Genomic DNA, 25,771 nt, shown 5'->3' with positions numbered 1-25,771 from the left:
GAGCTACCCCTGTCCCACGGCGGCGAGCGACGCCGGCGGCCCGGCGCTGCGGTCCTGCACCGACTCCAGCAGCGCGTGCACGACGTAGCGCTGCCTCGCCGAGTGCATCGGGTGGCAGGCCGTCATCGTCAGCCAGGCCTGGGTCGGCGTGGCCCCCGGCTGGTCGGGGACGGGGGCGATGACGGACACCTGCTTCGGGCTGACGATCTCGTGCGACTGGACCCGGTAGGTGAACCACTGGGTGGCGGTCGCCACGACGACGGCGTCGCCGTCCTGCAGGTCGGCGATGAGGTTGAACGGCTTGCCGTAGGTCACGCGGTGACCGGCGATGGCGAAGTTGCCGACCTGGCCGGGGAGCGCGGCGTCGGCGTAGTGCCCGATGCCCTCCTGGAGCTCCGCGGTGCCGGTGCCCTCGACGACGGGGACGGCGTAGTCGCTGCCGAAGCGCGGGACGTAGACGATCGCGAACGCGTCGCCCGTGGGCGGGGTCTGGTCGACGTCCACCGTCGGGGCGGCGGCCGGGGCGGACGCAGAGGCACTGGGCGCCGGGGTCGCGTCCCACTGCTGCTCCAGGGACGTGACGGTCGCGGCCTGCACGCGTCCGGAGGTCAGGTCGGTCCAGTACAGCTGCCAGACGACGAAGAGGAGCGTGAGCACCCCGGCCGTGACGAGCAGTTCCCCGACCACCGAGGTGATCCGGCGGATCACCCGGCACCGGCCTTCGCGTAGGTCGTGCTCGTGGTCCCGTCGAAGGCGGGCAGCTGCAGGTCCTTCCCGGCGGAGACCTGGTAGCCGAGACCGTAGGCGCTGACGTACTCCTGGTAGATCGAGATCGCGCTCGAGCGCGCGAGGCCGGAGCGCAGGGCGTCGACGTCGCCGATGGCGCTGATCCGGTACGGCGGGGAGTAGGTGCGACCCTGCAGGACGAGGACGTTGCCGACGCAGCGCACGGCCGAGGTCGACACGATCCGCTGGTCCATGATCATCATCGCCTCGGCGCCACCGGCCCACAGCGCGTTGACGACGGCCTCCACGTCCTGCTGGTGCACGACGAGGTCGTCGGGGGCCGCGCCGGCCGGTCGCGGTTCGCTCGTCGGGGCGTCGTCGAGGGTGACCGTGACCCCCGGCCCGGTGACCGCGAGCGCCCCGGAGGTGGTGCCCAGCCCGGTGTCCTGCAGCGGGTCACCGCCGGTGCCGGCGCTGCTGCCGGCGTCGCGGGTGAGGGTGTCGACCTCGCCGCGCAGCGCGGAGACCTGGGCGGAGCGCTGTTCGTTCTCGCGGGAGCGCTGGGCGACGAGGGAGCCGAGGTCGGCGTTCTCGGAGCGCAGGTCGGTCCCGCGCGAGGTCTGGGCGCTGGTGGCGAAGAGCAACCCGGCCAGCGCGAAGACGCCGGCGACGGCCAGTCGCCGGGCGGTCGGTCGTCGAGCGGACCGTCGCCAGGGTGGACCACCCACCACGTGCACCCCCCAGTGAACCGACCGCACACCGATCGTCGCACTACGCTAACCAGAGGGGCGCACCACGTGTCCCGGCCCCACCCCCTACTGGAGGTCGACGTGCCCCGCCGCAAGGAGTCCGACGACACGGAGTCGAGTGTCGACGCCGTGAACGACACGCCGGCCAAGGGTCGCAAGGGCCGGAAGGGCCAGGTCGACGCGGTCGCCGACGCCGACCGGGCCGTGAAGCGCAAGAACCAGCTCACGCCGCGCTGGTGGATCTGGACGATGGTCGGCCTGATGGTCGTCGGCCTGCTCTGGATCGTCGTGTTCTACCTGTCGGGCGCGCTGCTGCCCGTGCCGGGCTGGAACAACTGGAACCTGGTGATGGGCTTCGGGCTCGTGCTCGTCGGGTTCGCGATGACGACACGCTGGCGATAGCACTCGTCACATCGGGTGACCCCCCTGCACGAGCGGTGAACCCTGACGGCGCGTGACGGTTACGATCGCGGTCCGATCGTGACCGAGCAGGGGGACCAGTGCTGCACGTCGTCTACCGATCCCACGGCGGGGAGAACGCCAAGGGGCGACCGGCCTGGTACTCCAAGCAGGTCGCCCTGCTGTCGTTCCTGCGCGCCGCCCGGGGCGCCGAGCACGCCGACCTGGTGTTCCTCAACGACGGTCCGATCCCGCAGGAGCGCCTCACGCTCATGCGCGAGCACGGCCGGGTCTCCGCGATCACCGGCGGCAGCAACCGGGCGAGCTACCTCGCCGCGCTGCGCCTCGCCGTCCGCTCCGACTGGGCCGACGACGACGTCGTCCTGTTCGCCGAGGACGACTACCTGTGGCGCCCGGACGCGCTGACCTCGCTGGTCGCGACGGCCGCCACGGCGCGCGCGGAGTACTTCGCGCCCTACGGCGTCGGAACGCACGACGACATCGAGGGCCGGGTGCCGCAGTGGCGCCGTCCGCGCACCTCCCGCGGGGAGGACAGCCTGCCCGCCGACGTCGTGCGCTGGGTGCCGCACGAGTCGACGACGAGCACCTTCGCCGTCCGCGTGGGGGCGTTGCGCCAGGACCACCGGCTGCTGGTCCTGTGCTGCTTCTCCGGGGGCGACTTCGACCACACCAGCCTGCTCGCCGTGCAGGGCATCCCCCGCTTCCGGCTGCGGGACCTCGTCTCGCACCACCGGGGTGCGTCGTCGAACCCGGCGGTGCGGCTGGCCCGTGCCGCGTACCTGACGACCGTCCGCGGCGCGGTCGACGTCGCGTCGTTGCGCACGCCGGCGCGCCGTCGTCGCCTCGCCGCCGCGGACCCCGCGGTGTGCACGCACATGGAGGACGGCTGGCTCGCGCCCGCCCCCGCCGGACGCCCCCGCTACTGGGAGGACCTCGCCGCGCAGACGCTGCGCTGGGCCGCCGGGCGGGAACCGTCGGCGCTCGCCTGACGCATCCGGGCGGTGGACCGTTGTCCACTGCCTGGGGATGACGTGTGGACAGCCGGGGGATGACGCCGCGGTTGTCCACAGAGTTTGTCCACCGCTTCATCCACACCCTGTGGATAGATGTGGGAAACGAGCCGTTCCATCCACAGAGGTACCCACACGCGGTGGATGAACGTGAGGCTGTTCGCACACCTGTGCGAACAGCCTGTGGACGACGGTGGGCGTCCTCAGAAGCGCGAACCCGTTGCCGCGTAGGCCAGCAGGCCCACCACGACGACGGCGACAGCACCCGTGCCGGCCCACTGCAGAACCGGGTTGCCCTTGCGTCCACGGGCCATCGCCCAGGCGACGACCGCCCCGGCGAGCAGTCCACCGAGGTGGCCCTGCCAGGAGATCCCGGCCACGAAGACGCCGATCAGGAAGTTGATCACGATCAGGACGGCGATCTGGCTGGTCTGACGACCGAGGTGGCGGTTGACGACGAACATGGCGGCGAAGAGGCCGAAGATGCCCCCGGACGCCCCCACGGTGACGGTCAACGGCGCGGCGAGCAGCAACGCCCCGGCGGCGCCCCCCAGCACGGAGACCAGGTAGAGCGCGGAGAAGCGCAACCGGCCCAGCAGGGGTTCCAGGTACTGCCCCGTGATCCAGAGCGCGTACATGTTGAAGAGCAGGTGCACGGTGTTGCCGTGCAGGAAGGCCGCCGTGACCGGCTGCCACCACTCCCCCGAGGCGAACGAGCCGCCGTACCCGTCCCCCACGAGGGCGAACTGGTAGTAGAAGGAGTCGGGCACGACCTTGCCGCCGAGGAAGGCGAGCACGCAGAGCGCGATGAGCACCTTGGTGACCACGGTGTCACCGCTGCGCAGGGCGCCACCGAAGCTCGTCCGGGCGGTGCGGACGTCGCGGTTGCCCGCTGCCACGCAGTCCACGCACTGGACGCCGACGGCGGCAGGGCGCTGGCACTCCGGGCACGCGGGCCGGTTGCAGCGCTGACAGCGCACCCACGACTCGCGGTCGGGGTGCCGGGGACAGACGGGGACGTCGCTCACGTGGGGTCCAACGTGCGGGACGCCCCCGTCGTTCGTGCTCAGAGCTGTGGTCTCAGTCGCGTTCGACGTCGACGCTGGTGATGACGACCGGTTCGCGCGGGGCGTCGCCAGGGCCGGTGGGAACGTTCTCGATCGCGTCGACGACGGCCTTGCTGGCCTCGTCGGCGACCTCACCGAAGATGGTGTGCTTGCCGTTGAGGTGCGGCGTGGTGGTCACGGTGATGAAGAACTGCGAGCCGTTGGTGCCGTGACCGGCGATCTTGCCGGCGTTGGCCATGGCGAGCAGGTACTTCTTGTCGAAGCGCAGGTCCGGGTGGATCTCGTCGTCGAACTGGAACCCGGGACCGCCGCGGCCGTCGCCGCGCGGGCACCCGCCCTGGATCATGAAGCCGTCGATGATGCGGTGGAAGGTGAGCCCGTCGTAGAAGGGCTCGGACTTCTTCTCGCCGGTGGCGGGGTCCTGCCACTCCTTCGTGCCCTCGGCGAGGCCGACGAAGTTCGCCACCGTCTTCGGGGCGTGGTTCTCGAACAGTTCCAGGCGGATGTCGCCGTGGTTGGTGTGCAGGGTGGCGTACATGGCGGCCATCCTTCCACGACCCCTGCACGCCTTCCTGCGGGCGTCTACTGGCGGTCTGCCTCCACCTGCGGTGGGATGAGCGGTGGTGATCGTCGCTCTCCGTGGTCCGGGGCACCTGCCCGGGACGCCGGACGTTGGCGACGACAGAGCACGACGACGCAGGAGGAGGATCGGATGTCGCTGAGCAAGAGTCGTACCGAGAAGCTGCAGGCCCAGGGTGCGGCGCTGGCGGAGAAGGTCGGACCGGCCGTCGGGAGTGCCCGCGACTGGGCCACGCCCAAGGTCGAGGCCGCTGTCGACTGGGCACAGCCCCGCCTCGAGAAGGGCTGGAACAGCTCCCTCGAGGCCGCCGCGCCGCGCGTGGAGGCCGCTGCCCAGCGGGTCTCGCCCGCGGTCGACAGCGCCCGCGACAAGATCGTCGACGACCTGCTGCCCAAGCTGATCGAGGCCGTGCAGGACGCCGCCGGAACCGCGCGGGACTCCGCGCAGCACGCGGCGGCCCCCGTCGTCGCCGCCGCGACGGCGGCGGCCGCGTCGACGTCGGACACGGTGAAGGACGCCGTGAAGGACGCCGTCGGCAACGCCAAGGACGCGCAGAAGTCGGTCCAGAAGCCCCTCAGCCGCTCCGCGAAGAAGTCGGCGAAGAAGGCCGCACGTCGGGCGGCGGCGGCTGCGGCCGCCGCCAAGGGCGCCAAGAAGGTCGCCCGGAAGACCGCGAAGACCGCGAAGAAGCACCCCGCCGCCACCCTGGCCGTGGTGACGAAGGCAGCGGCGAAGAAGAAGCAGAAGAAGGGTGGCGCGGGGAAGAAGTTCCTGGTCCTCACCATCCTCGCCGCCGGTGGCACCGCCGTGTGGGCGGCGACCCGGGGCAAGAAGGAGGACCCGTGGGCGGCGCCGGGCGCGGCCTGGACCCCCGCTCCCGCGGCGAGCACCCCCGTGACCCCGAAGACCGAGGCCTCGACGGAGAACCTCGAGAAGGCGACCGCTCCGGAGACGACCCCGGACACCACGCCGGAGACCACGCCGGAGACCGTCACCCCCGGGACCGTCACGGACGCGACCCCGGACGAGCTCAAGGGCGACTGAGCGTGTCCTGACGGAGGGTTCGGCGTGCCGGGGACCTACCCGGTCCAGTCACGCCGGACCCTCCGTCACCTCGTGGCGGGCACCTCCGGGGTGACGACCCACCGTGAACGGAGCAGCTCGTCACTGGTCACCGGACGCGACCACAGGAAGCCCTGACCCTGGTCGCAGCCCAGGCGGCGCATGACCTCCGCCGTCGCGGCGTCCTCGATGCCCTCGGCGACGAGGCGGAGTCCGAGGGCGTGGACGAGACCGACGGTGTGGCGTACGACGGCCTCCGCCGCGGGGTCGCTGCCGATGCCGATGGTGAAGGACCGATCGAGCTTGACCTCGTCGACCGGCAGCCGCCGCAGGTAGGACAACGACGAGTAGCCCGTCCCGAAGTCGTCGAGGCTCACGTGCACCCCGAGGGCCCGGACGGACGCGAGCACCCCGGCGACCCGTTCCGGGTCGGTCACGAGGCTGTCCTCGGTGAGCTCCACGGTCAGCGCCGACGCCGGCAGACCGAACTCGCCGAGGAGCTGCGCCAGGCGGGCGGCGAGGGTGAGGTCCTGGACGTCGACGGCGGACAGGTTCACGGCCACGGGGACGTCCAGACCCCCGGCGGTCAGGCGCCGGGCGGCGTGCAGCGCGGCGTGCAGGACCTCCGAGGCCAGGGCCGGCAGCAGACCGGCCCGGGCCATGAGGGGCAGGAACTCGCTGGGTGGCAGCAGGGTTCCGTCGGCGTCGCGCCAGCGGGCCAGGGCCTCCACGCCGCTGAGGGTCCCGTCGCCGAGGTCGATCTTGGGCTGCAGGAGGACCTCGACGTGTCCGGCGGCGGCGCGCCGGGCGGGGTCGCCGGTGAGACCGTCGCGCAGGCGCGAGAGGAGGGCGAGGTTGAACTCCCCCACGTGACCGGCACCGGCGTCGGCAGGGGTGCAGACCCGACGTGGGCTGCCCTTCGCCGCGTACATCGCGACATCGGCCATCCGCAGCAGCGCGCCGCGGCTCTCGGGCCCACCGGACGTGCCGGCGACGCCGACGGAAGCGTCGACGGTGATGCGGGCGGTGCTCAGGGTGAACGGTTCCTGGGCCGCGCGCACGACGTCGGCGGCCAGGGCCACGCCGTCGGCCTCACCGGTGCCCGGGAGCAGCAGGGCGAACTCGTCACCGCCGAGGCGGGCGAAGAGCTGACCCGGTCCCAGGACGCGTTCGACCCGACGGGCGAAGGCGACGAGGAGTTCGTCGCCGGCGCTGTGACCGAGGCTGTCGTTGACGTCCTTGAACCCGTCCAGATCGACCAGGAGCATCGTGGTGCTCGTGCCCTCCCGGGCGGCGGCGCCCAGGACGACGTCGCACTCCTCGTAGAGGGCGCGGCGGTTCGGCAAGCGGGTCAGGTCGTCGGTGCGGGCCTCCCGGTGGACGTCGGCCAAGCGGCCCAGCTCCCGGAACGTCATGGCGGCGCGCAGCCCGGCCCCGGAGACGCAGGCCGCGGCGAAGGCGCCGGCGACGGGCGGGAACCGGTCCCCCTGCCCGAGGAAGAGCAGCACGAGGCTGGCGCCGGCGCTGAGCAGCGGGACGAGCAGGACACGCAACGAGCCACCCCGGCGACGGGTGAGGACCTCGAGGGCGTCGACGGTGCGGGCCCGGTGGCTGCGGTGCGCCCCGAACGCCATGAGGACGATCCCGGCGAGGAACCCGACGTCCCCCCAGCCGCCCTGGACGTAGCTGCCCTCGACCGTCCGGGTGGACAGGACGATGTCGCTGGCCGTGGTCACCGCCAGCCCGGCGGTCAGGAGCAGGACCCAGTCGCGGGTCGCGGTGCGCAGGATGAAGAGCACCCCGACCAGCAGGACCAGGAGCAGCAGGTCGAAGACGGGGTAGGCGATGGAGGCCACGACGGTGAGCAGGGGGGCGCTGGGGTCGACCGCGGTCAGCGGCCGGAACCACAACGCCGCCGCGACGGCGGCCACCCCGGCGCCGGCCACCAGACCGTCGAGCCACACGCTCAGCGGGAACCGCCCGACGTGGGCGGTGAGGACCAGCACGATCGCCAGGTAGCAGGCCGGGTACCAGCACAGGTAGAACGCGTCCGAGAGGGAGGGGTAGGGGACGACGGGCAGCTGGGCCAGGACCAGGGAGAACCACACGTTCCCGACCGCGGTGCAGAGCATGCCGACCGCCAGGACGCGCCAGCCGACGGCGTCGCGCCGGGACGGGGAGGCGTGCAGGAACAACCCGGCGGCGGCGCTGACGTAGACGACGTTGTAGAGGACCAGGTCGACGACCGTCGAGACCGGCGCGCCACCGAACGTGCGGTCGAGGAGGGGACGCAGGGGGACGCACGCGCAGGAGGCCGCGAAGGCCACTGCCATCACCACCACCGCGACCCGGGTCGCGGTGGCCCGCAGGGACGGACCGCGCACTCGACCACCTCCCGGACTCGGCGACCCGCGCCGGGCCCCTGTCTCACGTCGGCTGGTGCGGGCGGGGCCTTGACCGTCTCGCGGGGACGTCCGGCGTCGAACGGCCACGGTGTGCGTGCACCGCTTCGGAAGGGCCTCCTGGGTGCCGATGGTGGGGAGGGTCGTGCGACGGGTGCGACGGCGGGTGCAGCATCGACGGATCGGGGACGCGCGGGCCGTGCGGGGGAGATGGTGGTGAGACCGCGGGGCCCCGGGGCGGAACGCGGGCTCGACGACGCGGCGACGTCCCTGCGGGCCAGTCAGGTGTTCATCGCCCTGTGCGCGCCCGCCCTGCTGCTGCTGGCGGTCGCGGTCGTGACCCTCGTCCCCGAGATCCTGCGTCCGGGCACGGTGCCCGTGGTCCTGGGGGCGGGCGTCCTCGCCCAGCCGGTGGCCGCCCTGGCCGTCCTGCAGCACCGACGCACCCGGAGACCCCAGAGCTGGTGGTCGGTGTGGGCCACCCTGCTGATCGCCGTCCTCACCCTGTGCGTCCGCGATCCCGCGTTCCGGCAGGAGGCGGTGATGGCCCTGGTGGTCGGCCCGCTCTACGCCGCGATGTTCACGAGCATCCGCTCGATGCTCCTCCACCTGGCCCTGGCCGGCGGGACCGCCTCCAGCCTGGTCCTCGCGATCGCCGGGGACCCCCTGGTCCGGATGGCGCGGGTGCTGGCCGTCGACATGGTGCTCGTCATCACCGTCAGCGGGTTCTTCATCCTGCGCCGACGTCTCGACGCCGCGCTGCACCGGGCGGTCACCGCGCTCGAACGGGCCGACCACCTCGCCGCGCACGACCCGTTGACGGGCCTGCTGAACCGGCGGGGACTGAGCGCGGCCCTCGAGGTCGCGCCGTGCGGCGCACCGGGCCCCGACCCGGCGACGACGGGCGCGGTGCTGCTCGACATCGACCACTTCAAACGCATCAACGACACCCTGGGGCACCAGACCGGCGACGAGGTGCTCTGCCGGGTCGCCGCCGTGCTGACGAGGACGGTGCGACCGGGTGACCTGGTCGCGCGCGTCGGCGGCGAGGAGTTCTTCGTCGTCGTGCCCGGCGCCGACCTCGCCGACGTGGCGGCGCTGGCGGAACGGCTGCGCACCGCCGTCAGCGCGGACGTGGACGGCCCGGCGGTGACCGTCAGCGCGGGCGTCGCGGCCACGGCGGCGCACGCGTCCGGCTCGTTGGACGACCTGTACGGCCGCGCCGACCGCCTGCTCTACCGGGCCAAGGTCGAGGGTCGCGACCGGGTCTGCGTCGACGCCGCCTGACCCGCCGGCCCCCCGCGTCGATGCGCACGCGGTGCACCGTGCCACGGAGGTCGAGGGTCAGGGGGTGGACGACGAAGGCCGGCCACGCTCTCGCGCGACCAGCCTCGACGGGTTCCGGTGGAGGCAAGGGGACTCGAACCCCTAACCCCCTGCTTGCAAAGCAGGTGCGCTACCAATTGCGCCATGCCCCCGGAGGGTGGACCTCAGCGGACCGAGTCGGTCGCCTCGGCCCAGAGGTCGCGCTCGGCCTTCTCCGACGCCTTGCGGCGCCACACGACGGCGGCACCCGCGAGCACCGCCACCAACAGCAGCTTCTTCACCGGGGAACCTCCAGGACGTGGTCGAGACGACAGCAAAAAGCTAGCACGCGCGACCCCGGGTGATCGCCCGGGACTCAGGTCTGCGGGCCGGGTGCCGACCGGTGGGTGTCATGCCGACGCCCCCGAGGTCCCGCAGCCACCCGCGCACCGCGCTGGTGCACGAGTGGATCGCGGCGCGCGCCGGGGCGGAACAGGTCTTCGAGGTCCTCGCGGGACAGTTCCCCGACGCCGACCTGCACGCCCTCAGCGCCGAACCGGGCGTCGTCCTCGACCTCGGCGGGCGACGCGTGCGGACGACGGCCCTCGACGCCCTCCGGGGGCACCGCGCGCTGGCCCTGCCGCTGATGGCCCCGGCCTGGTGGGCGCACGCGCGCGACGTCCAGGGCGGCTACGACCTCGTCCTCACCTCCCACCACGCCTTCGCGACCTCGAACCGGCTCGTCGCCCCGGACGGGGTGCACCTCGCCTACGTCCACACCCCCGCCCGCTACGTGTGGAGCCCCGAACTCGACGGTCGCGGCACGTCACCGCTGCTGGCCCCGGCCCGTCGGGCGTTGTCCGTGCTGGACCGCCGGGCCGCCGCCGGGCTGACCGCGATCGCCGCGAACAGCGCCGAGGTCGCCGCCCGCGTCGAACGGTTCTGGCACCGCGAGGCCGTCGTCATCCACCCACCCGTCGACGTGGGTTCCTTCGCCGACGAGGCGCCGGACACCCTCGACCTGCCGGCGGGGTTCCTCCTCGCCCTCGGCCGGTTCGTGCCCTACAAGAACCACCTCGCGGCGATCGACGTCGGTGAACGCCTCGGGCGGGCCGTCGTCGTCGCCGGCCGGGGACCGCTGCTCGCGCAGCTGCGCGAGCGCGCGGCGACGAGCCGGGTCCCCGTGCTCGTGCTCGACTCCCCCACCCGGCCGCAGGTCCGCGAACTGCTCCGCCGGGCGAGCGTGCTGCTGTTCCCGACGGTGGAGGACTTCGGCATCGTGCCCGTCGAGGCGATGGCCTCGGGGACCCCCGTCGTCGCGCCCGCCCGCGGAGGTTCCGGCGAGACCGTGCTCGACGGGGTGAGCGGGGCGCTCGTGGAGGACCTGCACGTCGAGACGCTCGCGGCCGCCGTGGCGCGGGCCGAGCACTGCCTGCCCTCGGCCTGCCGCGACCGCGCGAAGGTCTTCGACGTCACCCGCTTCCGCGACGAGGTCACGGCCTTCGTCGAGCGGTACGCCGGGGGGCGCGGGTGATCCTGGAACTCGGGCTCGCGGCCGCCGGGGCCTTCACCGGTCTGCTGTTCTGCGTCACCGCCTCCGACCGGACCCGGTTGTCGGTGGCGGCGTTCCTCGCCGTGCCGCAGTTGTTCGTCGGGCCGCTGGGCAAGCTGTCGCTGCCGCTGAGCCAGTGCTGGGTCATCCTGATCGCCGTCTGCTGGCTGCTGGAGCGCAAGGAACTCCCCGTCCGCGACCCGGTGTTCCGCGTGGTGCTGCTGCTGGCGCTGGCCGAGGGCCTCGCCATCGCCTGGTCGCCCGTGCCCATGTACGGGATCCTCGAGGTCGCCCGGATCGTGTCGTTCCTCTTCCTGATCCTCTACGCGACGCGGGTCGAGCGGTCGAGACCCGGGGCGCTGACCGGGCCGTTCACGATCGTGCTGCTCTGGGCCCTGCTCAACGCCGTCCTGGTCTGGACGTTCCGGCTGCTGCCGGCGGTCGAGTCGACGTTCCTGCACTCCCCGCTCGCGACGCTCATCGTGGGTCCCGACGCGATCACCGCGTTCTTCAACGGCTCCGCCAACAACGTCACCGACCCCGACAAGGCCGGCGGATTCTTCATCAACGCCAACGTGTCGTCGATGTTCCTCGGCGTCGCGACGTTCTCCTTCCTGGCCCTCGGGGTCGGTCAGCGCGGGCTCCGCCGCCGGTTCTACGCCGCGGGGGCCCTCGTCTGCTGGTCGGCCACGTTCGCCACCGGTTCCAAGACCGCGGCCGCGCTGGCGCTCCTGCTGCCCGTCGCCGTCCGCGGCGTCCAGGTCCTCGGCCGGCCCAACGCGAAGTGGTTCCTCCCGCAGGCCGCCGGAGCGATCGGTCTCGGTGCGTGGGTCCTCCCGGGCATCCTCGAGAAGTTCGTGCCCGGCTACGCCGAGGCGTCCACGGAGAGCCTCGAGAGCCGGCAACCCATGTGGGACTTCGCGTTGCAGATGTTCCGCGAACACCTCGTCCTCGGCCTCGGCCACGGTGGCTGGGACCTGACGATCGCGCAGTTCGCGTCCCTGGGGATCACGACCCTGCCCCCGCACAACCTCTTCATCGCCGCCTGGTCCGCCGCCGGACTACCCGGCGTCGCCGCCCTGCTGGCGATGGCGGTCACGATCCTCGTCGTCCTCACCCGCACCGTCGTCACCACCGTGGGAACCCCCGTCGCCCGCACGGCGGCGTTCGCCCTCGGGGCGTGGTGGTGGGTGCTCATCCACGGCATGGGCGACAACACCGCGATCTACGGCGAGTCGAAGTCGATGATCCTGCTGGCCATGCTGCTGGCCCTCGTCGCCACCCGGGTCCAGGCCGCCCGGGCCGTCGAACCCCAGGAGGCGGCGTGCCCCGCGTAGCCGTCCTGCGGCACACGTTCGGGATCGCCTCCGAGACGTTCGTGCTGGAACAGGCCCGGGCGTTCACGCGCTGGGAACCCGTCCTGCTCTCCCGCGACGCCCTTCCCGCCGGGGTGTCCGGTGCTGTGCTCGGCCGCGGCGCCGCAGCGCACACCGCCGGCCTCGGGTCCGCCCCGATGACCCGGCTGCTGCGGGACCTGCGGGTCGACGCCGTCCTGGCCCACTTCGGGGTCGAGGGTTCCTGCGTCCTGCCCGCGACCCGCCGGGCCGGTGTCCCCCTCGCGACGGTCTTCCACGGTTTCGACGCGACGACCACCACGGCCGCACTGCTGCGCGCCCGGACGCCGTCCTGGGTGACGTACGCCCGCCGCCGGGCGCGGCTGGCCCGCCAGGGTGAGCTGTTCCTGCCCGTCTCAGAACACCTGCGCACCCGGTTGCTGGACCGGGGTTTCCCCGCGGACCGCACCGTGACCCACCACCTCGGACTCGACCTGCGGAAGCTCCCCGCCGCCAGGGAACCCGAACCCCGCACGATCGTCCACGTCGGGCGACTCGTCCCGAAGAAGGGCCACGTCCACCTGCTGCGGGCGCTCGCGGAACTCCCCGGCGTCCGGTTGACGTGCGTGGGCGACGGACCGCTGCTCGGGGAACTCAAGCACCTGGTCGGCGAACTGGGTCTGGGTGACCGGGTGCGGTTCGTGGGTCGCCTCGACAACACCGCCACGCTGGAACTCGTCGCGCGTTCCGCGGTGCTGTGCCTGCCCTCGACGACCGCTCCGAGCGGTGACCAGGAAGGACTGGGCCAGGTGCTGCTGGAAGCGGGAGCGCTGGGTCGTCCCGTCGTGGCGAGCCGGCACGGCGGGATCCCGTCGGCCGTCGTCGACGGCGTCACGGGGTTGCTGGTCCCCGAGGCCGATCCGGTGGCGTTGGCCGCCGCGCTGCGCCGCGTCCTCGACGACCCGGAGCTCGCCGCCCGGCTGGGTTCGGCGGCACGCGAGCACGTCACCGGGGAGTTCGACGTGAACAGTCGGACCGCGCGGCTCGAGGAACTCCTCGACGGGCTGGTGCGGCGGTGAAGCGCGTCGTCGTCGTGACCCGCAGCCTGCCCGTGCACCACGTGGGCGGGATGGAGTCGGTGGCCTGGGACCTGTGCCGGGAACTCGCCCGGACCACGGCGGTCACGGTGCTGACCACCTCCGTTCCCGGCCGTCCCGACGACTCCGTGCTGGACGGGGTGCGGCTGCGGGCGTTGCCGAGAACCCCGAGCGGACGCTACTCCGCGGCGTGGTGGCGGGCCTCCCGCGCGGGGCTGGCGGAGGAACTCTCCGACGGTGACGTGGGCGGGGTCCTCTCGATCAGCGCAGGGGCGTTCTCCGGCGTGGACCTGGTCGCCGGTTCCGGCGCCCGCGCGGTCATGCAGGCGCACGGCACTTCCGTCATGGAACTCGCCTCGAAGCTCGGCAGCCACCGGTTGCGGCCCACGGTGTCCTCGGTCCGCAACGTCCGGGGACTCCTGCGCGACGTCGCGACGTACCGGAGGTTCGACGACGTCGTGGCCATCGGCCCCAGCGTCGAACGATCGCTCTCCCGGGCACCGCTGGGCAGCCTCGTCGGGATGCCACCGATCCACCTGCTGCCCAACGGGGTCGACGGTGCGGTGTTCCGTCCCGACCCCGTCGCGGCTGCGGCACTGCGGGCGGAGTTGTCGATCCCCGCCGGTCCTCCCCTGCTGCTGGTGGCCGGCCGGTTGCACCCGCAGAAGCGCGCCGACCGCTCGGTGCGGTTGCTCTCCGGGCTCGACGGTTTCCTCGTCCTCGCCGGTGACGGTCCCGACCGCGCCGCGCTGGAACACCTCGCCCGGGAACTCGGGGTCTCCGCACGGATCCGGTTCCTGGGTTCCGTGGCCCGGGAACGCGTCCCGGCCCTCTACGCGGCCGCCGACGTCTCGCTGCTCACCTCGCAGTGGCGGGAGGGCTTGCCGATGGCCGTCCTGGAGTCCCTGGCCTGCGGGACCCCGGCCGTGACGGCCCTGACCACGGCGGAGGTCACCGGCGCCGGCGATGCCGTGACCCGGGTCGACGCGAGCGACCCGACGGCGCTGCTGGAGGCGGTCCGCACCGTCCTCGCGCGGGGGCGGTCGAGCAGTTCGCTGTTGCCCGCGGGGTACGACCTCGCCGGGGTCGCCGCGCGCTACGCGGACCTGCTGGGCGTCGGCTGATGCGGGCCGCCGTCCAGCGTCTCGTGCTCGGCGGTCTGGCGGGGAAACTGCTGGGGATGCTGCGCGAGGTCCTGCTCGCCGCGGCCTACGGCACGGGGATCCCGGCGACGGCGACCCGCGTCGCGCAGACCGGAACCCTCATGCCGGTCGACTTCTTCACCGCCGACGTGCTGACCGCGGGGTTCCTGCCGCTGCACAAGGAACTCCTGAGCACCGATCCGGCCCGGGCGGCGACGCTGTTCCACGGACTGCGCACGGCCCTCTGGGTGCTGTCCGGGATCCTCACCGTCGGGTTGCTCGTGTTCGCCCGGCCGGCGGTGGACCTGCTCGCGCCGGGCCTCGACGCCGAGGCGGCGACGGCGTCCGCGGAGTTCCTGCGGGTGATGGCCGTCGGGATCCCCAGCTACCTGCAGTTCTCGCTGCTGAGCTACCTGGAGATCTCCCACGACGGGTTCCGGCTGTCCAGCGCGCGGGCGACGGCGCAGAACCTCGGCATGCTCGCGTCGCTGGGACTGGCCTGGCTGCTGCACCGACCCGTCGTCCTGGCCGGGGGTTTCGCCGCGGCCTACCTCGTCCTGCACGCCTGGGGGTACGCGTCGGTACGCCGCCGCGGGTTCCTGCCCCCGGTCTCGGGGGTGGGCGGTCGGGAACTGCGCGGGCGGTTGTGGCGACGGTTGCGACCGTTGCTGCTGCTGCCCCTCGTGCTGCAGGGTTCCGTCGTCACCGAGCGGATCGTCGCCTCGCTGCTCGGGGACCAGGTCGTCGCCGCCGTCGACTACGCCCGGTTCGTGGCGAGCACGGGAGTGAACCTGCTGGCCGTCCCGCTGGGCCTGGCCGGGCTGGCGGCGTTGTCCGGTCTGGACACCGCCGTCGCCCGCGAGCGCCTGGCCGGGATCCTGCCGGGGTTGCTGCTCGTCGTCGCGCCGGTCTCGGTGGTGCTGGCGGTGGGGAGTTCGCAGGTGGTGGAGGTCCTCTACGCCCGCGGTGCGTTCGACGTGGGCGCGGTGGCGACGTCGGCGTCGGTGCTGACGGGTTTCGGTCTGGGTTTCTGGGCGCAGTCGTGCGCGTACGTGTTGGTGAAGGCGCTGAACGCGGCGAACGAGAACACGGTGGCGGCGGGGTCGCTGCTGGCGGGACTGGTCGTGACGTTGGCGGTGAACGTGTCGCTGCACGCGCTGCTGGGCCCGGTGACCCTGGGGCTGGCCGCGTCGGCCGGGGCCGTGGTGACGGCCGCCGTCGCCGCGCACGTGCTCGGGGTCTCGCGGACGTTGTGGCGCTGGGTCGGGGCGTGCGTGCCGGTGGCGCTGGTGGCGTGGGGTGCGTGCGCGTGGGCCCCCGCCCGGGGGTGGCCGGGGCTCGTCGCCGTCGGCGGGTGCGTGCTGGCGGTGTTCGCGGTCGCGGTGCTGGTGCTGGCGCCGTGGCGCCGGGTCGTCCTCGCGCTGGTGCGCTGAGTCAGAGCGGCCAGCGCAGTGCGGCGGCGCGGTTGGGGTCCTGGGCCTCGGCGGGGTCGGGCGTCGGGGGGAACGGGTCGTGGGTCTCGACGGTGTCCTCGAGTCGCACGGGGTCGGGCAGGGTCCGGAACCGGGCCCGCGGGTCCTTCGCGTCGGTCATGGGACCAGCATGCGCCTCGGCGCGCTCCTGGGGCCAGGATCGCCGCGAGTCCGGGGTGGTCGCCCACCTGGACCTGCGGTGCGGCACGCCTCAGCGCTGGTCCGCGAGCTCCGTCTCGCGCCACGGGCCGGGCAGGCCCGCGCGGTGCCGCACGACCTGCACGACCTGGTTCTCCTGTCCGCTCTCGAGTCGCAGGTGCAGCGCGCTCCCGTCGGCGAAGGTCAGTGCGAGGACGACCCGCCGGCTCTCCGAACCGTCCTGCCCCTTCGACGTGTCCAGCAACTCCGCCCCGGCGATCTCGCCGTGGGCCACCCGCCAGTCGGGTTCGCAGAGCGCCGGGACGGGCCGGGACGCGAGGACGTCGGTGGAGCGCCACCGGTAGCGACCCCGGGAACGGCGCTGGACGAAGAGTTCGACGTGCTCCTCCCCGGCCCTGAGCACGAGGCGCTCGCGCGGGAGGATCCCGCTCTTGTCGCTGCGCTTCACGTCGATGGTCTGCGGGAGCCCCGTCAGCACCCCGCCCTCGACGAACCGCAGCGCCGGAGCGTGCACCCACTCCACCTCACGACGTTCGGTCCAGCGCCCCCACGACTCCGGCTGGACGAACTCGTCCTGGCCGGAGCCCCCCGAGGACCACCCGGTGGCCGCCCCGGCGGCGTCGCCGACCACCATCAACGCCACCAGCCCGAGGAGTCCGACCCCGGCGACGACCACGCCACCGATCTCGAGCGCGGTGGTCAGGGCACTCGACCGGTCCTGCTCGGGAGGATCCAGCGGTGCGTCGTCCGCGGGGACGCGAGCCCAGCCCAGCACCCGGGGGTCGAGCCGGTCACCGGCGGCGTCGACGAGCCACGCAGGACGGAGCGAGGCGTCGAGGGTGACGCTCGCCACCGGCCGGGCGGTCGACAGCCACTGCTCGAACGAGGGGAGATCACGGGCCACGACTCCAGGGTGGAACAGCTCACCGCCGTCCCGGGGCCCGACCGGGCACGCGGCGCCCGAGCGGGCGAAGGCCCTGGTGTCACGGGGCGGGTGCGAATCGTGAGCGGTCCCCGACGGGTGGGTGAGGTCCGTTGCGCCATCGGGCGGACCACGAGGGGATCGAGCCCCACGATCCGCAGCCCACGGGTGACCGTGGTGGCCCAGCCCCCCGTCCCGAGAGGTTCCCGTATCCGACCTGCGCCTGACCGACGCCGCCGTGACGTCCCTGCGAGGTGACCTGCGCTGCGTCGCCGACGACCTCAGCACCGCCCGCCGCCGCCTCGGCGGCCACGACACCGCTGCGCTCGGGGCCCCGAAGCTGATCCGGCGCCTGGAGGACTTCTCCGATGACTGGAACCACGGCCTCGGCAGGCTCGCCGACCAGGTCGGGACGGCGAGCGCCGACCTCGACGTCATCGAGAGAACGTTCGCCGACGTCGACACCAGGCTCTCGGAGTCGTGCCGGTGACCGTGCGCAGCTTCCCCCACCTCGGCGCCGACCCCACCCCGGGCGACGTGCACGGCACCGGCTCCCTCGCCGGCTCCCTGCGCGACCTGGCGGGCGGCCTCGGTGACACAGCCGGCCGGTTGCGCCGCATCGAGGCCGGCGAGTGGCGCGGCCAGGCGGCCCAGGCCTTCGTCGACCAGACCCACCAGGACCTGCTGCCGCTGGTCGAGCGGGCCCGCGACGCCTTCGACACCGGGCGTGACGCCCTGCTGCGGTGGCAGACCCAGCTCGCCGCGTTCCAGGCCGAGGCCGAGCGGCTCGAACGCGAGGCGGCCACCGCGGCGGCCGGGGTCAGCGCCGCGCAGGCCGCCCGGAACCAGCCCCGCGTCACCGCTCCCGAGGACACCGCGCGGGTCGTCGGGGAGCTCGCCGACGCCGTCGACTCCGCCCAGGCGGGGCTCACGGCCGTCCGCAAGCGCTCGCTGGACCTGCACCAGCGCTACCTCGACGCCGCCGACGAGGTCGGCGCCGCGCTCGAGAAGGCCGCCGACCAGGCGCTCCAGCACCACCTCTGGCAGCAGATCGGCGACACCGTCGCCGACGGATGGGAGAAGACCTGGGACTGGGTCCAGGAGCACGCCGACGACTTCGCTGCCGTCGGGGACGCGCTCTCGACGCTGTCGTCGGTGTTCGCGACCCTCGCGATCCTGACGTCCTGGCTCGAACCGGCCGGGGCGGTCTTCGCCGCCGGCGCACTGCTCACCAGTGCGGGTGCACTCGCCGCCCACGGGATCGCCAAGGCCGCCGGGGCGGACGTGGGGGTCGTGACGCTCGCCGGGGACGCCCTCGGGCTGATCCCGTTGGGCGCTGCGTTCACCGGGGTCAAGGCGGCCGGCGAGGGCGCCGAGGCGATCGCGAAGGGTGCCGCGTCGACCTACAGGCTCACCGGTGAGGCGGTCCAGGGCACCGCGGCCAAGGTGCCGTGGGCGGCCAAGGCCTTCGACATCACCAAGGCCTCGAAACTGCCGGGCAAGGCGGGGACGTTCCTGACCGGAGTCGAGAAGTCCGTGAAGACGCAGGTCCCCACGTGGACGGTGAAGCCCGGTTCGCTCGCCGAGCGTGCGAGGACGGCCGTCGCCGGCGCGGAGATCAAGTTCGGGTCCGGTCAGCTGGTGGGCACGAAGGCCGTCAACGCCGCAGCGGGGGTCATCGGCACGAAGGTCCCCGCCGCGGCGAAGCTCGTCATCGCGGACACCTCGAGCGTCGCGGCCAGGGTCGTCGACGCCCACGTCAAGATGGCGACCACGGTCGCCGGAAAGGCCTGGGCCGCAGCGAACCCGCGCGAGCCCCACCCCAGCGACCCGTTCGTCGCCGCCGTCCAGGGAGCCTCCCGGTGAACCCCGTCGAAGACCTCGGCCTGGAACTGGTCGTCCCGGCGGGTTTCCACGCCCTCCCCCTCGACCTCGACGCCGAGGGGATGCCCGACCCCGACGCGTTCGAGGACCTCGTGACCGGGCTGCTGCCGCACGGCGGCGACGAGCACCGCCTCGTCGTCGCGACCCGGATCCTGGTGCTGCTGCGCGCCCAGGCCGCGGCCGCGATCGAGGTCGGGTTCGCCGCCCTGGGGCTGCTCGGCGACGAGCAGGGCGGGATCGCCCCGGTGACGCTGTCGGTGTCGCGCTCGCCGTCGGCGCACGACGACCCCGAGGTCGCCGCCCGCGGCATCCTGGAACTGCTGCAGCGCAGGCACTCTCCGGCGGACGGCCCCGCGGACGTCCGCTGGCTGGACCTGCCCTGCGGGCCGGCCGTCGTCGACACCCGGTTCGAGCGGCGCAGTTTCGCGGCGGACCCCGCGCCCGCCGAGGACGGACCGTTCCTCGACCACGGGCGCTTCGACGTCCACATCCCGCACCCCGCAGGGAGCTCCGTCGTCGTCGTGACGATCGACTCCCCCGCCCTGCACGTCTGGGGCTCGGTGAGCAACCTCGCGGCCGCCGTCGTCAGCTCCGTCCGCTTCCTCGTCGCCGAGGTCGCGGCGGCCTGAGCTCTCAGCCGGCGGCCTCGGCGGGTCGCGGCTCGCTCCAGGGCCCCGGCAGACCCGCCCGCCGGCGGACGAGCTGCCTCGCGGAGTCTCCGCGTCCGGTCTCGAGGTCCAGGTGCAGCGAACTCCCGTCGGCGAAGGTCAGCGCGAAGACGTAGCGCTCGACCTCGCTCCAGTGCTCACCCTTCGCCGACCGGAGGAGTTCCGCTCCGACGACCTCCGTGTGCGGCACCCGCCAGCTCGGTGCACAGCCGTCGGGGACGGGCCGGGAGACGGGGACGTCGGTGGACTCCCAGCGGAAGCGGCCCCGCGAGCGGCGCACCGTGAACAACTCCAGGTGGTCACGCCCGACCCGCAGCTTCAGCTCGTGACCTCGACGGGACCGGGCTGCGTCGATGATCTGCGGCAGACCGGTCAGCACCCCGCCCTCGACGAAGCGCAGCGCCGGCGCCTCGGTCCACGTCACCGACCGGGGCGCGGTCCAGCGTCCCCAGGACTCCGGCTGGCGGAACTCCTGCCGGCCCGAGCCCCCCGACCGCGCCAACCAGCCGAGGTCCCCGGCTCCGCCGCTCACCACCTGGAACGCCGCCATCCCGAGGAACCCGATCCCGAGCACCACCCCGACACCGATCGTCGCCGCGGTCTCCAGCACGCCGGAGTCGTCCTGCGGCGCGTCGACGACCGGCAGTCCGTCCTCGACGATCCGCGCCCAGCCCAGGACGGCGGGGTCGAGGCGCTCCCCGGCGGCGTCGACCAGCCACGCCGGACGCCGGGCGTGGTCCAGGCCGACGGACAGCACGGGCTGGGCCGTCGCCGACCACTCCTCGAACGTGGGAATCCTGCGGGCCATCTCTCCAGGATGGATCAGGGCCCGACCGCTCCGGGCGAGAACGGGAGGTCGCCACCCGACCGGCTCACGCCGCGAGCAGCGCCCCGGCGAGCGCCCGCAGTTCCCGTCCCCGCGAGGTCCAGTCCTGTCCCTGCGCCACCGCGGCGACGCGTTCGGGTCGCGACGGGTCGTCGACGGCGAGCACGTGCAGGACCTGGCGCACGAACGCCTCGCGGTCGGCGACGAACACCGCGCCCGGAACCGCGGTGACGGCCGGCAACGGTGTGCTCACGACGGGCAGTCCTGCGGCGAGGTACTCGAAGGTCTTCAGCGGACTGATGCCCACCGTGAGGGGCGAGACGAGGTAGGGCACGATCCCGACCGTGGCGGCGGCGAGTTCGTCGGCGAGCGCCGCCGCGGGGAGGGCGCCGACGATCTCGGCGCCGGCGGCGATCAGCCGCGACCACGCGGGATCCGTTGCGGCGGAATCGGTCACGGGTCCGATCAACCGCAGTCGCGCGGTCCCGAGGGAGGCGGCGAGGTCGGCCAGCAGCGCCAGGTCGACCTTGTGCGGGGCCAGCGTCCCGGCGAAGACGACCGTGGTTCCACGTGGAACACCGCGTCCGCGGGCCGCGGCGAAGAGGTCGACGTCGCACACGTTGGGCAGGCACGTCGTCCGGGTGAACCCCTGCGCGTCGAGGTGGGCCTGGACGAGGGGACTCGTCGCGACGGCCAGGTCGCTCCTGCGGGCGAGGAGACGCTCGGCCGCCAGGAGGCGTCCCCGGTGCACGCCGGGGTTCTCGTGCAGCAGGTCGACGAGGTGGTAGACGGCGGCGTCGGCGTGACGTTCCAGGCCGTAGGTGAACGGGGTGTAGGTCCAGAGCAGCCGCGGCCCGTCGTGCTCGATCCAGCGCCGGACCTGGCGGCGCAGCAGCCGGGCGTTGACCGCGCGGGTCGAGGGGGCGTGGTGCGGGACGAGCCGGGTGCTCACGACCTCGAGCCCCGCCGGGAGCACACGTCCTGCGACGGGGACGGAGGGACGCAGCCGGCGCAGGACGCGACGGGCGTCGGAGGGCCGCAGTCGTCGGGTGCCGGCTCCCTCGGTGAACAGGACCGGCCAGCGCTGCGCGAGGGCCGCACTGACGTGGTGCTGGTTCGTCGCGATGACGGCGTCCCAGTCGGCGGTGCCCAGCACCAGGACGAGGGGCTTCACCGACCGGCTGCCGTGACGACCTGGACGACGGTGCGCAGCAGGATCTTGACGTCGAGCCACAACGACCAGTTCTCGACGTAGTAGTTGTCGAAGCGGGCGCGCTCGGAGATCGAGGTGTCGCCGCGCAGGCCGTGGACCTGGGCCCACCCGGTGACGCCCACGGGCACGCGGTGGCGCCAGAGGTAGTCGTCGTAGTCGACGGTGAACTTCTCGACGAAGTGCGGACGTTCCGGACGCGGTCCGACGAGCGACATGTCGCCGCGCAGGACGTTCCACAGCTGGGGCAGTTCGTCGAAGGAGAGGCGACGCAGCCACCGGCCGAAGGGCCCCACCCGACTGTCCTCGCCGACGCTCCAGCGGGTGTCGGACTCGGCGTCGTCCACCCGCAGGGTGCGCAGCTTCAGCAGCGGGAAGTGCCGGCCGTCCATGCCCACGCGCTCCTGGCGGAACAGGACACCGGGGCCGACCTCGAGGCGCACGGCGAGCGCGCACGCGGCGATGACCGGGCTGAGGACGAGCAGCCCGATCGCGGAGGCGGTCACGTCCATGACCCGCTTCAGCCGCCAGCTCGAGGCGCGGAACGCGGGGCGGCGCAGCCGGACGAGCGGGACGCCGCGCACGGACTGCACGGAACGTTGGGTGTTGGTGACCTGCCAGAACCGGGGGACGGTGAAGATCTCAACGTCGAGTCCCTGGCACCCGCGGAGCACGTCGACGACGACCATCTCGGGGGCGTTGGAGTAGGCGATGACGACGATGGCGACCTCGTGCTCCGCGACGAGCCGTTCGAGGTCGGCGATACCGCCCAGGACGGGCAGCGGTCGCGCCGCGGCGGGCAGTCGGGGGTCGTCGTCGATGAAGCCGACGGGCAGCAGTCCGTGCTCGCCGGAGCCGAGGATCTCGACGAGCTGGGCACCGAGGCCACCGCACCCGACGACGAGGGTGCGCAACGCGACGCGGCGGGACAGGCGGTGGCGGAGGCGGACGGAGTACACGACGGTGCGGACGACGGTGAACAGCGCGGTCTGGACGAGGACGGCCCGCAGCGCGGTCCCGTCGATCTGCCCGATCCCCAGCGCCCCCTGGGCGATGGAGGCGAGACCGATCGCGGCGATGGCCGCGCCGAGCAGGAGGGGCAGGTCGTCGAGGATGCTGAGGTCGAGACGAGGCTGGTGGAGACCCGCGAAGGCGTGGACGACCAGCACGGCGGGGGAGAAGACCAGGACGGCGGGCTCGTCGTGGCCGAGCAGCAGGACGACGGCCAGGACGCAGACGGCGTCGGTGGCCAGCAGCAGCAGCCCCAGCTGGGACCTGGGTCCGTGGGTGCGTCCGATCCCGGACGAGACCCAGCGATCGGCCGGGCGCACACCCGTGCTCGGATCACTGGCCATGGTCACGCGGTCCTCCACCTCGGACGCCCGATAGCACGAAGCCCGGGCCTGACCCCGTGAACGTCGTCCGCCCGGCGTGTCGACTTGAGGCCCGAAGCCGCCTCCGTCGCGCCCGGGCGTCCGGGTCCCGGCCCCGGGGGCCGGGGTCAGGTGCGGACGGGGACGGCCGATGGACGTCCGTGGAACTCGTCGACTACCTGCGCGCGCTGCGCAAGCACTGGATCCTGGTGATCCTCTCCGTGCTGCTCGGCGCCGGGGCGGGCGTCGGGGCCTTCAGCGCGAGCGCACCCGTCTACCGCGCGGACAGCCTGCTGTTCGTGTCGATGTACGACACCGGGAACGCGACGGCGCTCATGCAGGGCAGCATGTTCACCCAGCAGCGGGTGCAGTCCTACACGGGCGTGCTGACCAGCCCGAAGGTGCTGCAGCCCGTCATCGACGAGCTCGGTCTGAAGACGACGGCCCGTGCGCTGGCGAGCCACGTGAACTCCAGCGCGCCGCTGGGGACGGTCCTCATCGAGGTCACCGTCGACGAGTCCTCGCCGAGGTTGGCGGTGGACGTCGCGAACGCGATCTCCAAGCACTTCGGGACCGCCGTCAGCGAACTCGAGCAGGCCACCCCCGACACGATGAGCCCGGTCCGGGTCAGCGTGCTGCGGCCCGCGGTCGTCCGCGAGGACCCGATCGCGCCGAACCTGCCCCGGACGCTGGCCCTCGGCCTGCTCGCCGGTGTCGTCCTCGGAACCGGTCTCGCCGTGCTGCGCGAGGTGCTCGACACGACCGTGAAGTCGCTGACGACGATCACCGACCACGGCGCCCCCGCCCTCGGGTCCGTCCCCGACGGCCCGGGCGGTCCGCGCCCCGAACTCGTGCTGGAGGGGTCGCGCTCCCCGCAGTCGGAGGCGCTGCGCCAGATCCGGACGAACCTGCAGTTCGCCGACGTCGACCACCCGCCCCAGGTGCTCGTCGTGACCTCCGCGCTGCCCGGTGAGGGCAAGAGCACCACCGCGGTGAACCTCGCCCTGACGGCTGCGACGGCGGGGATGCGGGTCATCCTCGTCGAGGGTGACCTGCGGTTGCCGAAGGTCGCGGACTACCTCGGGGTCGAGGACAGCGCCGGCCTCACGACGGTGCTCGCCGGCCGCGCGGACCTCGACGACGTGCTGCAGCCCTACGGCGACACCGGGTTGTCCGTCCTGGCCAGCGGTCCCATCCCGCTCAACCCCGCGGCCCTGCTGGGGTCGCGGCACATGTCGGACCTGCTGACGCGGCTGCGCGAGCGCGCGGACCTCGTCATCATCGACTCCCCACCGCTGCTGCCCGTCGCGGACGCCGCCGTGCTGGCCCGCCAGACCGACGGGGCGATCATGGTCGTCAAGCACGGCAAGACGACCCGCGACCACCTGACCCGCGGCCTGGAACGGCTGCGTGCCGTCGACGCGCGGGTGCTGGGCGGGGTGCTGACGATGGTCCCGGCGAAGGCGTCGGAGTTCTCCTACGCCTACGAGTACGGCTACGGCTACAAACCGACCGTCCCCGAGGACGCCGAGGCCGTCGTGCTGGAACGCTGAGACGCGGCTAGCGTCGCGGCTCGTGCACTCCTACCGACCCCGCGAAGGCCACCGCCTCGCCCACGACCCCCTGAACTCGATCGTGGCGCCGCGCCCCATCGGCTGGGTCTCGACGCAGGCGAGCGACGGGACGCTGAACCTCGCGCCCTACAGCTTCTTCAACCTCTTCGCCTACCGCCCGCCGATCGTCGGGTTCTCCAGCATCGGGCGCAAGGACAGCGTCGCCAACGCCGAGGCGAGCGGCGAGTTCGTCTGGAACCTGGCCTCCGCCCACCTGGCCGAGCGGATGAACGCCACCTCCGCCGCGGTCGGTCCCGAGGTCGACGAGTTCGCCCTCGCCGGGCTGACGCCGGAGGCGTCGCTGGAGGTGGGGCCGCCGCGGGTCGCGGAGAGCCTGGTGTCCTTCGAGTGCCGGGTCAGCGGGGTGCAGGAACTCACCGACGCCGCAGGGGCGGGAGTGGACGCGTGGCTGGTGCTCGGTGAGGTCGTCGTCGTGCACGTCGACGAGAGCGTGCTCGTCGACGGGGTCTTCGACACCCTCGCCGCGGACCCGCTGCTGCGCGGCGGCGGCCCGAGCGACTACTTCACGATCAGCGCCGAACGGCGACTGCGGATGGACCGGCCCGCCTGAGTCGTGACGCCGTCAGTGCCACTGTCCCCGCCCGGACCCGACTGCCGGCTCACTCCCCTGGCCCGGGTCGACCGCTCACCCATCGAGGGGGTCGGTCTGTTCGCGACCGGCCCCCTGCGCGCCGGCACGGTCGTCAGCCGGTTCGGCGGACGCCTCGTCTCCGACGCCGAGCAGCACCGGCTCTTCGCCGACGCGGCCAGGTCCGGGACCTACGTGGACACGCTCTCCGTCGGGGCGGACCTCAACCTGGTCCTACCCCCGGACGCGCCCCAGCGCGCGGGCAACCACAGCTGCGACCCGAACACCTGGTGGGTCGACCCGTACACCGTCGTCGCGCGGCGGGACGTCACCGCCGGCGAGGAACTGACCCTCGACTACGCGACGATCACGGACGACCCCGACTTCGCGATGTCGTGCTCGTGCCGGGCGCTGTCCTGCCGCGGTCGGGTCACCGGCCGGGACTGGCGCCTGCCCACGCTGCAGGTGGGGTACGGGCCGCACTGGGTGCCGATCCTGCGCGAGCGCATCGCCGGTTCCCGGCGTCCGCGGCTGGACGGGGCCGCAGGTCCGGGGTGAGCGTGCCCCCGTGGAGGTCGAGGTCGGCGACTGGGAGCACGAGTGCTGTGG

Annotated in this window: 26 protein-coding genes and 1 tRNA gene; 15 read left to right on the top strand and 12 right to left on the bottom strand. The window is 73.3% G+C overall.

Going from position 1 to position 25,771, the window contains the following annotated elements; genetic code table 11:
• Positions 1-3 precede the first annotated feature (3 nt).
• Together OG218_RS13410 and OG218_RS13405 are read right to left on the bottom strand one after the other, a co-directional pair.
• Positions 4-708, bottom strand: coding sequence for a class E sortase (locus OG218_RS13410; RefSeq protein WP_328293723.1), 705 nt, complete (start codon positions 706-708; stop codon positions 4-6).
• Positions 705-1,454, bottom strand: coding sequence for a DUF881 domain-containing protein (locus tag OG218_RS13405; RefSeq protein ID WP_328293722.1), 750 nt, complete (start codon positions 1,452-1,454; stop codon positions 705-707). Before OG218_RS13405 ends, OG218_RS13410 begins: the two co-directional genes overlap by 4 nt.
• Positions 1,455-1,523: 69 nt before the next feature.
• On the opposite strand from OG218_RS13405, the gene OG218_RS13400 reads away from it, so the two are divergent.
• Entirely contained in the window at positions 1,524-1,877 is a 354-nt protein-coding gene (locus OG218_RS13400; protein ID WP_328293721.1) for a cell division protein CrgA, read from the top strand.
• Between the two features lie 98 nt (positions 1,878-1,975).
• The gene (locus OG218_RS13395) at positions 1,976-2,884 is read left to right on the top strand and encodes a hypothetical protein (protein ID WP_328293720.1); all 909 of its coding nucleotides are present in this window, start codon (positions 1,976-1,978) and stop codon (positions 2,882-2,884) included.
• A 224-nt stretch (positions 2,885-3,108) separates the two neighbouring features.
• Here OG218_RS13395 and OG218_RS13390 read toward each other — a convergent pair whose 3' ends face one another.
• Together OG218_RS13390 and OG218_RS13385 are read right to left on the bottom strand one after the other, a co-directional pair.
• Positions 3,109-3,933: a rhomboid family intramembrane serine protease gene (locus OG218_RS13390; protein ID WP_328293719.1), complete on the bottom strand. Its 825-nt coding sequence runs from the start codon at positions 3,931-3,933 to the stop codon at positions 3,109-3,111.
• Between the two features lie 52 nt (positions 3,934-3,985).
• Complete coding sequence (locus OG218_RS13385) at positions 3,986-4,510, bottom strand: peptidylprolyl isomerase (protein WP_328293718.1); 525 nt, start codon at positions 4,508-4,510, stop codon at positions 3,986-3,988.
• Positions 4,511-4,684: 174 nt separating this feature from the next.
• On the opposite strand from OG218_RS13385, the gene OG218_RS13380 reads away from it, so the two are divergent.
• Entirely contained in the window at positions 4,685-5,596 is a 912-nt protein-coding gene (locus tag OG218_RS13380) for a hypothetical protein (RefSeq protein WP_328293717.1), read from the top strand.
• 65 nt (positions 5,597-5,661) lie between these two features.
• Here the strand turns inward: OG218_RS13380 and OG218_RS13375 are convergent, their stop codons facing one another.
• Entirely contained in the window at positions 5,662-7,998 is a 2,337-nt protein-coding gene (locus tag OG218_RS13375; RefSeq protein ID WP_328293716.1) for a putative bifunctional diguanylate cyclase/phosphodiesterase, read from the bottom strand.
• A gap of 234 nt (positions 7,999-8,232) precedes the next feature.
• Here OG218_RS13375 and OG218_RS13370 point away from each other — a divergent pair, with 234 nt between their 5' ends.
• On the top strand, positions 8,233-9,303 hold the full coding sequence (locus OG218_RS13370; RefSeq protein ID WP_328293715.1) for a GGDEF domain-containing protein: 1,071 nt from the start codon (positions 8,233-8,235) through the stop codon (positions 9,301-9,303).
• Between the two features lie 118 nt (positions 9,304-9,421).
• Here the strand turns inward: OG218_RS13370 and OG218_RS13365 are convergent.
• Positions 9,422-9,494: transfer RNA gene (locus OG218_RS13365), tRNA-Ala, on the bottom strand.
• Positions 9,495-9,506: 12 nt separating this feature from the next.
• Complete coding sequence (locus tag OG218_RS13360) at positions 9,507-9,623, bottom strand: DLW-39 family protein (protein ID WP_328293714.1); 117 nt, start codon at positions 9,621-9,623, stop codon at positions 9,507-9,509.
• A 110-nt stretch (positions 9,624-9,733) separates the two neighbouring features.
• On the opposite strand from OG218_RS13360, the gene OG218_RS13355 reads away from it, so the two are divergent.
• Genes OG218_RS13355 through OG218_RS13335 form a run of 5 tightly spaced genes read left to right on the top strand, consistent with a single transcriptional unit; the run spans position 9,734 to position 15,879 of the window.
• The gene (locus OG218_RS13355) at positions 9,734-10,855 is read left to right on the top strand and encodes a glycosyltransferase (RefSeq protein WP_328293713.1); all 1,122 of its coding nucleotides are present in this window, start codon (positions 9,734-9,736) and stop codon (positions 10,853-10,855) included.
• The gene (locus tag OG218_RS13350) at positions 10,852-12,210 is read left to right on the top strand and encodes an O-antigen ligase family protein (protein WP_328293712.1); all 1,359 of its coding nucleotides are present in this window, start codon (positions 10,852-10,854) and stop codon (positions 12,208-12,210) included. Before OG218_RS13355 ends, OG218_RS13350 begins: the two co-directional genes overlap by 4 nt.
• Entirely contained in the window at positions 12,198-13,286 is a 1,089-nt protein-coding gene (locus OG218_RS13345; protein ID WP_328293711.1) for a glycosyltransferase, read from the top strand. The genes OG218_RS13350 and OG218_RS13345 overlap by 13 nt, the downstream gene beginning before the upstream one ends.
• Positions 13,283-14,428: a glycosyltransferase family 4 protein gene (locus OG218_RS13340; RefSeq protein ID WP_328293710.1), complete on the top strand. Its 1,146-nt coding sequence runs from the start codon at positions 13,283-13,285 to the stop codon at positions 14,426-14,428. Before OG218_RS13345 ends, OG218_RS13340 begins: the two co-directional genes overlap by 4 nt.
• Complete coding sequence (locus OG218_RS13335) at positions 14,428-15,879, top strand: lipid II flippase MurJ (protein ID WP_328293709.1); 1,452 nt, start codon at positions 14,428-14,430, stop codon at positions 15,877-15,879. The genes OG218_RS13340 and OG218_RS13335 overlap by 1 nt, the downstream gene beginning before the upstream one ends.
• A 1-nt stretch (position 15,880) precedes the next feature.
• Here OG218_RS13335 and OG218_RS13330 read toward each other — a convergent pair whose 3' ends face one another.
• Both OG218_RS13330 and OG218_RS13325 read right to left on the bottom strand, forming a co-directional pair.
• On the bottom strand, positions 15,881-16,039 hold the full coding sequence (locus OG218_RS13330) for a hypothetical protein (RefSeq protein ID WP_328293708.1): 159 nt from the start codon (positions 16,037-16,039) through the stop codon (positions 15,881-15,883).
• Between the two features lie 90 nt (positions 16,040-16,129).
• Complete coding sequence (locus tag OG218_RS13325) at positions 16,130-16,981, bottom strand: hypothetical protein (protein WP_328293707.1); 852 nt, start codon at positions 16,979-16,981, stop codon at positions 16,130-16,132.
• Positions 16,982-17,237: 256 nt separating this feature from the next.
• Between OG218_RS13325 and OG218_RS13320 the strand changes: the two genes are divergently transcribed.
• Genes OG218_RS13320 through OG218_RS13310 form a run of 3 tightly spaced genes read left to right on the top strand, consistent with a single transcriptional unit; the run spans position 17,238 to position 19,512 of the window.
• The gene (locus OG218_RS13320) at positions 17,238-17,489 is read left to right on the top strand and encodes a hypothetical protein (RefSeq protein ID WP_328293706.1); all 252 of its coding nucleotides are present in this window, start codon (positions 17,238-17,240) and stop codon (positions 17,487-17,489) included.
• Positions 17,480-18,865: a hypothetical protein gene (locus OG218_RS13315; RefSeq protein WP_328293705.1), complete on the top strand. Its 1,386-nt coding sequence runs from the start codon at positions 17,480-17,482 to the stop codon at positions 18,863-18,865. Before OG218_RS13320 ends, OG218_RS13315 begins: the two co-directional genes overlap by 10 nt.
• Positions 18,862-19,512: a hypothetical protein gene (locus OG218_RS13310; RefSeq protein WP_328293704.1), complete on the top strand. Its 651-nt coding sequence runs from the start codon at positions 18,862-18,864 to the stop codon at positions 19,510-19,512. The genes OG218_RS13315 and OG218_RS13310 overlap by 4 nt, the downstream gene beginning before the upstream one ends.
• Before the next feature lie 4 nt (positions 19,513-19,516).
• On the opposite strand, the gene OG218_RS13305 is transcribed toward OG218_RS13310, so the two are convergent.
• From OG218_RS13305 to OG218_RS13295, 3 genes are all read right to left on the bottom strand, one after another.
• On the bottom strand, positions 19,517-20,359 hold the full coding sequence (locus OG218_RS13305; protein ID WP_328293703.1) for a hypothetical protein: 843 nt from the start codon (positions 20,357-20,359) through the stop codon (positions 19,517-19,519).
• A 64-nt stretch (positions 20,360-20,423) separates the two neighbouring features.
• The gene (locus OG218_RS13300) at positions 20,424-21,551 is read right to left on the bottom strand and encodes a glycosyltransferase (RefSeq protein ID WP_328293702.1); all 1,128 of its coding nucleotides are present in this window, start codon (positions 21,549-21,551) and stop codon (positions 20,424-20,426) included.
• Complete coding sequence (locus OG218_RS13295) at positions 21,548-22,942, bottom strand: sugar transferase (RefSeq protein ID WP_328293701.1); 1,395 nt, start codon at positions 22,940-22,942, stop codon at positions 21,548-21,550. The genes OG218_RS13300 and OG218_RS13295 overlap by 4 nt, the downstream gene beginning before the upstream one ends.
• A gap of 179 nt (positions 22,943-23,121) precedes the next feature.
• On the opposite strand from OG218_RS13295, the gene OG218_RS13290 reads away from it, so the two are divergent.
• Genes OG218_RS13290 through OG218_RS13280 form a run of 3 tightly spaced genes read left to right on the top strand, consistent with a single transcriptional unit; the run spans position 23,122 to position 25,720 of the window.
• Positions 23,122-24,513: a polysaccharide biosynthesis tyrosine autokinase gene (locus OG218_RS13290; RefSeq protein WP_328293700.1), complete on the top strand. Its 1,392-nt coding sequence runs from the start codon at positions 23,122-23,124 to the stop codon at positions 24,511-24,513.
• A gap of 22 nt (positions 24,514-24,535) precedes the next feature.
• Positions 24,536-25,144, top strand: a complete 609-nt coding sequence (locus OG218_RS13285; protein ID WP_328293699.1) for a flavin reductase family protein — start codon at positions 24,536-24,538, stop codon at positions 25,142-25,144.
• Positions 25,145-25,159: 15 nt separating this feature from the next.
• Entirely contained in the window at positions 25,160-25,720 is a 561-nt protein-coding gene (locus OG218_RS13280) for an SET domain-containing protein (protein WP_328293698.1), read from the top strand.
• Positions 25,721-25,771: the final 51 nt, after the last annotated feature.

The sequence above is a fragment of the Kineococcus sp. NBC_00420 genome (assembly GCF_036021035.1).
Classification (GTDB): domain Bacteria; phylum Actinomycetota; class Actinomycetes; order Actinomycetales; family Kineococcaceae; genus Kineococcus.
This window is presented reverse-complemented; position numbering and strand designations above follow the sequence as displayed.